We start from the raw sequence: 9,683 nt of genomic DNA, 5'->3' as shown, positions 1-9,683 counted from the left end.
CGTCGGTGTCGCCGGATGCGGGACTACTTCTTGATCAGCGGCGTGACCTGATCGATGGCGTACGGGATGCTGAGCACCGTGTTGAAGGACAGCGCCGCACCGATCGGCGGGTCCTGGTAGGTCAGGAAGAGGTCGCGTCCCTCCTTGGCGACCTTCAGCTCCTTGTAGACCTTGTCGTTCTTGATGCGCTCCCAGGGTTCCCTGCCGGTGGTGAGCCAGACCAGCCGGTCGACCTCCAGCATGTTCAGGCCCTCGGAGCCGAACTCGGCGACGTTGGACGCGCCCGCCTTCTCGGTGATCTCCTCGGGGATGGTGAAGCCCATCTCGGCCAGGAACGCCGACTTGGGGTCACCCTTCTGGAAGGCCGAGTACTGTCCGGGCTTGAAGCTGTCGGCGGCGACGGCGGTCATGTCCGACCACTGCGGGTTCTCCTTGCGCACCCGGGCGAACTTCTCGTCGATCCCGGCGATGAGCTCCTTGGCCCTGGTCTCCTCGCCCAGGGCGCGCCCGGCCAGCAGGGTCATCTCCTGCCACGGCGCGGCGTAGGGGTCGTAGCCCTTGGGCTGGGCGACCACCGGAGCGATCTTCGAGAGCTGGTCGTAGTGCTCCTTCTGGATGCCGGAGTACATGGCGAAGATCAGATCGGGCTTGAGCGCGACCAGCTTCTCGAACTTGACGCCGTCCTCGCGCAGGCCGAGGACCGTGGGCTCGGCGCCTCCCCAGACGTCCTTGGTCCACGGCCAGTCGGTGAACGGGGTCCGCTGGAACCAGTCCACCACGCCGATCGGCTTGTAGCCGAGCGCCAGCACCGGCTCATGGTCGCTGAGGCCGAAGGTGACGATCCGCTCCGGCCTCTTCTTGATCTCCGTCGTGCCGTACATGTGCTCGACCGTCACGGGGAAGGCCGCCCCCGTGGCCGGCGCGGACGCGGAGGCCGCCGGTGTGGTCCCGGCCCGGTCGGCGGGCCGGTCCGCGCCGCAGCCGGCGGCGACCGCGGTCAGGGCCAGCGCGGTGAGGGCCTGCAGGAGACGCTTGACGAGCCGGGTGCCTGGAGCGGACGTGGGGCGATGGAACATCGTTTCCTCTTCGGGCTCTGGCCGACGTCCAGGGTCGGCCTCTGGGGTTCCTCCGGATCACGAGGCCGCCGAACCGGATGGAGCACACGCCGTACCGGCACGACAGACCACCGCGGATAGATCAACATGTCACACTAAGGTAAGCCTTACCTATGACGAATGATCTCGCAAGGCTTGCATCCTCAAGGTAAGTAAGGTATGCCTTGCCTAAAAGGCCAGATGGGACCTTCGTGATCTCCCCGAGAACAACGCCTCCGCACGGAACCCGGCGCGTGCGGCGTCCGCTGCTGATCATCACGGCGGCGGGGGCCCTGGTCGCCCTCTGCCTGCTCTCCCTGGCGATCGGGAGCCGGGCCATCCCCCTCGATCAGGTGATCCGCGCCCTCACCGACCCCGGCCATCCGCAGCTCGACGCCGAGGTGGAGGCCATCGTCCGGGGTACCCGGACGATCCGCACCCTGGTCGCCGTGCTCACCGGGGCCGCGCTGGGCCTGGCCGGGGCGATCATGCAGGGCCTCACCCGCAACCCGCTGGCCGACCCCGGGCTGCTCGGGATCAGCGCGGGCGCGGCCCTCGGCACCGTCGTGGCCGCCGGAGTGCTCGGGCTCAGCGGGCTGCTGACCTCCATCTGGTTCGCCTTCGGCGGCGCCGCGATCGCCGCCGTCGTGGTCTACCTGCTGGGCAGCCGGGGCCGGGGCGGCGCCTCCCCGGTCAAGCTGGCCCTGGCCGGAGTCGCGGTCACCTACCTGCTGGACTCGCTGACCAGCGGTATCGCGCTGACCGATCCGGAGGCCCTGGACCGCTACCGCTACTGGTCGTCGGGGTCCCTGACCGGGCACGACTTCGAGGTGCTGCTCAAGGTCCTGCCCTTCATCGCCTTCGCCGCGTTCCTGGCGCTGAGCGCCGCGCCCGCCCTCAACAGCATCTCCCTCGGTGACGACGTCGCCACCGCGCTGGGGCACCGGGTCGGCGCGGTCCGCCTGCGCGTCGCCGTGGCGGTCACCCTGCTGACCGGCGCGGCGGTGGCGGTCACCGGCCCGATCGTCTTCGTCGGACTGGTGGTGCCGCACGTGGCCCGCATGATCACCGGCCCCGACCACCGCTGGCTGCTGCCCGCCTCGATGCTGCTCGCGCCGTGCCTGCTGCTCGTGGGCGACATCATCGGGCGCGTCGTGGCGCGCCCGCAGGAGATCGACGTGAACCTGGTCGCGGCGTTCCTCGGAGCGCCGTTCTTCATCGCCCTGGTCCGCCGCCGCCGACTCGCGGAGCTGTGATCATGCCCTCGCCCGCGTCTCCGACGCCCCCGACCCCCTCCCCAACCCCCTCCGCGGCCCCCTCGCCGCCGTCTTCCGGCGCGTCCTCCGCCGCGCCCTTCCTGACCGTCGCCCGCTCCCACGGCCGCGTCGCGTTCCGCCTGGCCGGGTCCGCCGTCTCCGGCACCCTGAGCCTCCGGCTGGCGTTGCTCTGGCTCGCCATGGCCGCCGCCGTCTTCCTGGTCTTCTGCCTGACCGTCGGCGTCGGCACCGGCGACTACACCGTCCCGCTGCCCGACGTGGTGCCCGCGCTGTGGGGGGCGGGAGACGACACCGCCGCCGTGTTCGTGGTCCAGGAGCTGCGGCTGCCCCGGGCCGCGGTGGCCCTGCTCGCCGGGGCCGCGTTCGGCATGGCGGGAGCGATCTTCCAGTCCGTCACCCGCAACCCGCTGGCCAGCCCGGACATGCTCGGCATCACCCAGGGGGCCGGCACCGCCGTCGCCGCCGGGATCGTCGCCGGTGCCGGGCCCGGCCTCTCCTCGCAGACGCTCGGGCTGGGCGGCGCCCTCGCCGCCGGTCTGCTGATCTACCTGCTGGCCTGGAACCGGGGCACCACGGGATACCGGATCGTGCTGGTGGGCATCGGGGTCAGCTGGATGTGCGTCAGCCTGACCTACTACCTGGTGAGCCGGGCGGAGGTGTACCAGGCGCAGCGGGTGCTGGGCTGGCTCGTGGGCAGCCTCAACGATCGCGGCTGGGCGCACGCGCGGCCGCTGGCCCTGGCCCTGGCCGTACTGGTCCCGCTGGTCCTGCTGCTGGTACGGCTCCAGCGGGCCCTGCACCTGGGCGACGAGGTGGCCGTCGCCCTGGGCGCCCCGGTGCAGCGCACCCGCATGATCGTCATGCTGTGCGGGGCCGCGCTCGCCGCGTTCGCCACCGCGGCGGCCGGCCCCGTCCTGTTCGTCGCGCTGGCCGCGCCCCAGATCGCCCAGCGACTGGCCCGCGCCGCCGTCCCGCCGGTCACCGCCGCCGCCCTCACCGGTTCGGTGATCGTGCTGGTGAGCGACCTGATCAGCCAGCGCCTCCTGACCGACATGGTCCTGCCGGTCGGCGTGGTGACCGGGGTGCTCGGCGCGCCGTTCCTGATGTGGCAGCTCGCCCGCGCCGAGCGGACCCTCTAGTCGCCCGGTCCCTTCCGCCGCCGGACCCCGGCCGGCACGCCGGGGCCGGGGTCCGGTCGATGCGCCGGGATCCGCTCAGCGCCGGAACGCGTAGCGGTCCCGGTCGCTCCGATCGTCCCGTTCGCCGTGGTCGGCGCCGTGCAGCCGTCCGTCGATCGACCGGACGATCTCGCCGACCCGTACGGCGGTGGCCGACAGCAACGTCGAGGTGATGCCGTGCGTGTGCTCGGTGGCGCCCTGGACGTAGATGCCGCAGCGCATCGCCTCGGTGGTGGCCACCCGGTAGTCGCGGCCGATCCGCAGGCCGCCCCCGGGCAGCCGGTGGCAGTACGCGCCCGCCTCGCCGAGCAGGGTGAGGGGGTCGCCCGGCCGGTAGCCGGTGGCGTAGACCAGCGCGTCGGCCTCCAGCTCCGTGCGCTCCCCGGTCGGCAGGAACTCCACCGTGACCCGCAGGCAGGTCCCGTCCGCGGCGACGCCGGCGAGCCGGGAGGCGTTGAAGATGCGCAGCCGCTCGGTGCCGCGCACCTTCTCCTGGTAGTGGCGCCGGTAGAGCTCGTCGATGAGGTCGAGGTCGACCACCGAGTAGTTGGTGGAGGCGTGGTAGTTCCGCAGCATCTCCTTCACCTCGTCGGGGGAGGTGTAGAAGTGGTCGACCGCCACGGGGTCGAAGATGCGGTTGGCGAAGGAGCTGTCGTCGGCGGGGGTGTAGCCGTACTTGGCGAAGACGGCGCAGACCTCGGCCTCCGGGAAGGAGCCGTGCAGGTAGTCGGTGACCTCGGCGGCGCTCTGCCCGGCCCCGACCACGATCATCCGTCTGGGGTCGCGCAGCGCGGGGACCCGGGTCAGGAGTTCCTCGCTGTGCCAGACGCGCTCGTCGTTCACCGCGCCCTCGGGCAGGAACGGCTCCAGCCCAATGGCGATCACCAGGTTGCGCGTCCGGCGGATGGTCAGCTCGTCGGCGCCGCCGCCGCGCCGTATCACCACGTCGAAGCACTCGACCGCACCGTCCACGACGACCGGGGTGACCGCGACGACCTCCGACCCGTACTCCACCCGGTCGGCGAAGGGCGCGGCGGCCCACTCAAGATAGTCGTGGAATTCCATTCGCGAGGGAAACATCGTTTTGTGGTTGATGAAATCGGCCAGCCGCCCCCGGTCCTGCAAATAGCGCAGGAAGCTGAACTCGCTCGTCGGATTCCGCATGGTGACCAGGTCCTTCAGAAAGGACACCTGCATGGTCGCGCCCTCCAGGAGCATGCCGCGGTGCCATCCGAACGCCGGTTGCTTCTCCAGGAACACCGCGTCGATCGGCCGGCCCGTCTGCGTCTCGTGCTCTTGGAGCGCGATCGCCAGAGCGAGGTTGGACGGTCCGAACCCGATACCGACGAGGTCGTGGACATGGTTCTCCGAGGGGGACATCTAACGCCTTTCCAGGAGCCGGACATGTGACACGAGGGAAACCCGGGCGGCACACGGACAGCCAGAGTGTGCGAGGAACGGGCTTCCAATGAGCAGATATATCGATTAGGTTAGGCTCACCTAATTAAAGCGAGCCTAACCTCTGCTCCTCTCCCTAACAAGGAGGCACCATGCGGATCGTGATGTTCGGCTACCAGACCTGGGGCCATCGCACATTGCAGGCACTCCTGGGCTCCGGGCACGAGGTGGTGCTCGTCGTGACGCATCCCAAGAGCGATCACGCCTACGAGAGGATCTGGAGCGACTCGGTGGCCGACCTGGCCGAGGAGCACGGCGTCCCGGTGCTGCTGCGCAACCGGCCCGACGACGAGGAGCTGATGCTCCGGCTCAAGGAGGCCCGCCCGGACCTCATCGTCGCCAACAACTGGCGGACGTGGATCCCGCCGGAGATCTTCAACCTCCCCCGGCACGGCACGCTCAACGTCCACGACTCCCTGCTCCCCGCCTACGCCGGGTTCTCCCCCCTGATCTGGGCGCTGATCAACGGCGAGAAGGAGGTCGGGGTCACCGCGCACATGATGGACGAGGAGCTGGACGCCGGGGACATCGTGCTCCAGCGGGCCGTCCCGGTCGGGCCCGAGGACACCGCCACCGACCTGTTCCACCGGACCGTGGACCTGATCGAGCCCGTCGTCACCGAGGCGCTCGGACTCATCGCCTCCGGCCGGACCGACTGGACCCCCCAGGACCGCTCCAAGGCCAGCTTCTTCCACAAGCGGTCCATCGAGGACAGCAACATCGACTGGACCTGGCCGGCCGAGGACATCGCCCGGCTCGTCCGGGCGCAGTCCGACCCGTATCCCAACGCCTTCACCTACTACCGGGGCGAGCGCGTCCGCGTGCTGAAAGCATCGGTCTCCGAGGGGATCTACGGCGGCACCCCCGGGCGCGTCTTCATCCGCGAGGGCGACGGCGTCGTCATCGTCGCCGGCGCGGAGGCCCGCCGGGGACGCAGCCGCGGCCTGGTCATCGAGCGCGTCCGCACCGAGGACGGCACCGACCTGCCCGCCACCGCGGTCTTCCGCACCATGGGCGGCTACCTCACCCGGCAGCCCTGAACGTGGACGCCGACGAGGTCCTCGCCGCGGTCGAGAGCGAGACGGCCGCCATGACCGAGCTCCTGGCCGAGCTGGTCCGCATCCCGAGCGTCGGGGGCACCGCCGGCGAGTCCGGCGTCCAGGACCGGCTGGCGCGTTGGCTGCGTGCCGAGGGCCTGGAGGTCGACCACTGGCCCGTCCCGGTGGACGAGCTGGCCGCCGAGCCGGGGTTCCCGGGCATGGAGGTGCCGCGTTCCCGGGCGTCGGGGCTGGTCGGACGGTTGCCCGGCGTCGGCGGCGGCCGTTCCCTGATGTTCACCGCGCACGTGGACGTGGTCCCGCCCGGCGACCCCGCCGCCTGGAGCGACGACCCCTTCAGCGGCCGGGTCGAGGACGGGACGCTGTACGGCCGGGGCGCCTGCGACATGAAGGGCGGCCTGGTCGCCGCGCTGTTCGCGGTCCGCGTCCTGCTCCGCGCGCGGCTGCGCGGCGACGTGCTCGTCGCCTGCGTGGCGGGCGAGGAGGACGGCGGGCTCGGCGCCTACGCCCTGCTGCGCCGCGGCTGGCGGGCCGACGCCTGTGTGATCCCGGAGCCGACCGGCCTGGATGTGGTGCCCGCCAACGCGGGAGCGCTGACCTTCCGGCTGCGGGTCCCCGGCAGGGCCGCGCACGCCGCCCGCCGCGACGCCGGGGTGAGCGCGGTGGAGAAGTTCTGGCCGGTCTTCGCTGCGCTGCGCGCACTGGAGGCACGGCGCAACGCCGAAGTGGACCCGCTGATGCGGCGCTGGACGCTGCCGTACGCGATCGAGATCGGGACCGTGCGCGCCGGTGACTGGTCCTCCTCGGTCCCCGGCGAGCTGGTGGCGGAGGGACGGCTCGGGATCGCGCTCGACGAGCCCGTGGAGGACGCCCGGCGCGCGCTGGAGGAGGCGGTCGCGGACGCCTGCGCGGCCGACGACTGGCTGTCCGCCCACCCGGTCGAGGTGGAGTGGTGGGGCGGCCAGTACGCCTCCGGCCGCCTGCCCGCCGACGACGGCGGCCTGCTGGCCCGGCTGACCGGGGCGCACACGGCGGCGGCAGGCGACCCGCCCGCGGTCTGGGGCGCCCCGTACGGCAGCGACCTGCGGCTGCTCACCGGGCTCGGCGGCATCCCGACCGTGCAGTACGGCCCCGGCGACATCGACCTCGCGCACGGTCCCGACGAGTCCGTGCCCGTCGCTCAGGTCGTCACCGCCGCCCGGACCCTCGCCCTGCTCGCCCTCGACCACTGCGGCACCGGCTGAGTCCCGCTCATTTCCGCGGGATCGTCCGGGTGATCGAGTCGACGCGGCGGATGCGCCCGTCGGGGGCGAACCGGGCGAACAGATAGATCTCCATCTCCACGGTGTTCCCCTTCCGCATGACGGCGCGCAGGGTGTAGCGGGCGGCGGCCCGGTCGCCGCGGACCAGGGCCTCCCGCACCTCGATCTCGAGCTCACGCCCGTTCCTGCGTGCGGGCCCGACGTGCGCGATGAGCCGGTCGCGGTCGAGCCGGACGCCGTCGTTGCAGTATTCGATGTCGGGGGTGTAGTACCGGTCGATGATCTCCGCCGGATCCTCCCGGCCGAGACCCAGTTCGTGGGGGGACCGGGTGAGGAAGGCGTGGAACCTCTCCTCCAGGTCCACGGTGGAGTCTGCGGACATGTCTCTCCTCCCGAGCGGTCGACGGGGACGGGTCACACGACCTCGAAGTTGGCCATCATCGCCATGTCCTCGTGTTCGAGGTTGTGGCAGTGCATGACGTACCGGCCGCGGTAGCCGGTGAACCTCGTGACGATCTCGACGGTCTGGGCGTCGCGCAGCTCGACGGTGTCCTTCCACTCCGGAGGGCCCTGCCGGCGCTCACCGTTGACCGACAGCACCTGGAAGTGGTCCAGGTGCAGGTGGACGGGGTGGGCGACATCGCTGGTCAGCCGCCAGATCTCGGTATCGCCCAGGCGGGGGCGGGCCTCGATCCGTCGGGTGTCGAAGGGATGGTCGTTGATCAACCATCCCGTGCCGCCGTGCAGGCTCCCGCTGGTGAACGCGAAGTCCCTGGTCGCCTTCGCCGCGGCCGGGTCCAGCCGCTCGATCCGCGACAACGTCCGGGGGATCGCCGAGTCGTCGCGCGCGTCACCGCCGACGGCGAAACGCATGACCCTGCCCTGCGGGCCCTCGTCGGCGAGGTTGCGCAGCTCCACCCGGTCACCGGCCCGGTAGGCCGCGAAGTCGACGATCACGTCCGCCCGTTCGCCCGGTGCCAGCCGTACCTGGCGCATCCCCCGCGGCGCGGTGAGCAGGCCGCCGTCGCTGCCGATCTGCACGATCGTCCCGCCCGGCGAGAGCGCGAGCTCGTACGGCCGGGCGTTGGAGCCGTTGAGCAGCCGGAAGCGGTAGCGCGCCCGCTCGACCCGCAGCTCCGGCCAGGGCGCGCCGTTGACCAGGATGACGTCGCCCAGCACCCCGCCCATGTACGGCTCGCGCACGCCGGGCCGGTCGGCGAAGCCCGGGTACGGCATGGAGCCGTCCTCGGCGAACGACCGGTCACAGATCATCAACGGGATGTCCCGCTCGCCCTCCGGCAGCGGGAGCGCGTCCTCCTCGTCGTCGCGCACCAGGAAGAAGCCCGCCAGCCCGCGCCACACCTGCTGCCCGGTGTAGTCCATGCGGTGGTCGTGGTACCAGAGCGTGGCCGCCCGCTGGTCGAGCGGGAACACGTAGTCGCGCCGGGCGCCCGGCTGCACCAGGTCGGTCGGGTACCCGTCGGACTCCGGCGGAGTGCGGCCGCCGTGCAGGTGCGTCACGGTCGGCGCGCCGAGCCCGTTGGAGACCCGCACGACGGTCTCACGCCCGCTGCGCGCCTCGATCGTCGGGCCGGGGAAGCTCCCGCCGTACCCCCAGACCCGGGTGCGCAGGCCGGGCAGGATCTCCACCTCGGCCACGCTCTGGGTCAGCTCGTAGTAGTCGGCCCGGCCGTCGGTCCGGTACGGCGCCGCCACCTCCGGCAGCGGCAGCGGCACGGTGAACGGCGCGGGCAGCGGCGCGGTGCTGGGCAGCAGCTTGGGCTGCGGGGTCCCGGCGAGCAGGGAACAGCCGGAGAGGCCGGAGACCGCGGCGACCGCCCCCAGCCCGAGCAGGCCCAGTGCCCGCCGTCTCGTCATCGTCATGCCGCGACGGCCACATCGGAACGGCGGTCCGCCCAGAGCCGGACGAGCCCGACGACGCTCCCGCCGAACATCAGCACCCCGAGCGGCACGTGGAGCGTCTTCAGGTGCGCCATGCCGAGCGCCATCTGCACCAGCGTGGCGACCAGGAACGCCGCGGCGGAGGCGATGGCGCGCGGCGAGCCGCCGCCGGGACGCCACACCAGGACCGCGGCGACCAGGTGCAGCAGCACGGCGAGCAGCAGAATCCCCGCCGAGGCGGCGTGCAGCGTCCGCCCGCCGGGTGAGGAGAGCAACAGGCCCGCGGTGATCGCCTGGACCAGGATCGCGACCGTCTGCAGGACGACCGCGACGCGGAGCAGCGGAAGGAAACGTGGTGATGCCATGGGAGCTTCTCCTTCAGAGGTCATCTCAAAGCCGGCGGCCATGTCCGAGATCGTCGCTCGGGGAACCGTCCTCGGTCGTCGTCCGGGAG

The 9,683-nt window shown here is 71.9% G+C and carries 9 protein-coding genes; 4 read left to right on the top strand and 5 right to left on the bottom strand.

Annotated elements, in window-relative coordinates:
- Window positions 1-23 precede the first annotated feature (23 nt).
- Window positions 24-1,076: an iron-siderophore ABC transporter substrate-binding protein gene (locus tag IEZ08_RS14165; protein ID WP_068928010.1), complete on the bottom strand. Its 1,053-nt coding sequence runs from the start codon at window positions 1,074-1,076 to the stop codon at window positions 24-26.
- Between the two features lie 272 nt (window positions 1,077-1,348).
- Between IEZ08_RS14165 and IEZ08_RS14160 the strand changes: the two genes are divergently transcribed.
- Both IEZ08_RS14160 and IEZ08_RS14155 read left to right on the top strand, forming a co-directional pair.
- Window positions 1,349-2,350, top strand: coding sequence for a FecCD family ABC transporter permease (locus IEZ08_RS14160; protein WP_068928011.1), 1,002 nt, complete (start codon window positions 1,349-1,351; stop codon window positions 2,348-2,350).
- Window positions 2,351-2,352: 2 nt separating this feature from the next.
- Window positions 2,353-3,510 (top strand): FecCD family ABC transporter permease, encoded by a 1,158-nt coding sequence (locus IEZ08_RS14155; RefSeq protein WP_084780801.1) that lies wholly within the window; start codon window positions 2,353-2,355, stop codon window positions 3,508-3,510.
- A gap of 75 nt (window positions 3,511-3,585) precedes the next feature.
- On the opposite strand, the gene IEZ08_RS14150 is transcribed toward IEZ08_RS14155, so the two are convergent.
- Complete coding sequence (locus tag IEZ08_RS14150; RefSeq protein WP_068928012.1) at window positions 3,586-4,929, bottom strand: lysine N(6)-hydroxylase/L-ornithine N(5)-oxygenase family protein; 1,344 nt, start codon at window positions 4,927-4,929, stop codon at window positions 3,586-3,588.
- Between the two features lie 170 nt (window positions 4,930-5,099).
- On the opposite strand from IEZ08_RS14150, the gene IEZ08_RS14145 reads away from it, so the two are divergent.
- Both IEZ08_RS14145 and IEZ08_RS14140 read left to right on the top strand, forming a co-directional pair.
- Window positions 5,100-6,047, top strand: a complete 948-nt coding sequence (locus tag IEZ08_RS14145; protein WP_068928013.1) for a methionyl-tRNA formyltransferase — start codon at window positions 5,100-5,102, stop codon at window positions 6,045-6,047.
- A gap of 2 nt (window positions 6,048-6,049) precedes the next feature.
- Window positions 6,050-7,309: an ArgE/DapE family deacylase gene (locus IEZ08_RS14140; protein WP_229803100.1), complete on the top strand. Its 1,260-nt coding sequence runs from the start codon at window positions 6,050-6,052 to the stop codon at window positions 7,307-7,309.
- 7 nt (window positions 7,310-7,316) lie between these two features.
- Here the strand turns inward: IEZ08_RS14140 and IEZ08_RS14135 are convergent, their stop codons facing one another.
- From IEZ08_RS14135 to IEZ08_RS14125, 3 genes are read right to left on the bottom strand one after another with little or no spacing between them, the layout of a single operon-like run.
- Complete coding sequence (locus IEZ08_RS14135; protein ID WP_189242281.1) at window positions 7,317-7,709, bottom strand: nuclear transport factor 2 family protein; 393 nt, start codon at window positions 7,707-7,709, stop codon at window positions 7,317-7,319.
- A 32-nt stretch (window positions 7,710-7,741) separates the two neighbouring features.
- Window positions 7,742-9,211, bottom strand: coding sequence for a multicopper oxidase domain-containing protein (locus tag IEZ08_RS14130; protein ID WP_189242280.1), 1,470 nt, complete (start codon window positions 9,209-9,211; stop codon window positions 7,742-7,744).
- Window positions 9,208-9,594, bottom strand: coding sequence for a hypothetical protein (locus IEZ08_RS14125; protein WP_203863168.1), 387 nt, complete (start codon window positions 9,592-9,594; stop codon window positions 9,208-9,210). The genes IEZ08_RS14130 and IEZ08_RS14125 overlap by 4 nt, the downstream gene beginning before the upstream one ends.
- Between the last annotated feature and the right edge of the window lie 89 nt (window positions 9,595-9,683).

This window comes from Planobispora rosea (assembly GCF_014648175.1).
GTDB lineage: Bacteria > Actinomycetota > Actinomycetes > Streptosporangiales > Streptosporangiaceae > Planobispora > Planobispora rosea.
The sequence above is the reverse complement of the archived record's forward strand: the minus strand, read 5'-3'. Positions and strand labels throughout refer to the sequence as shown.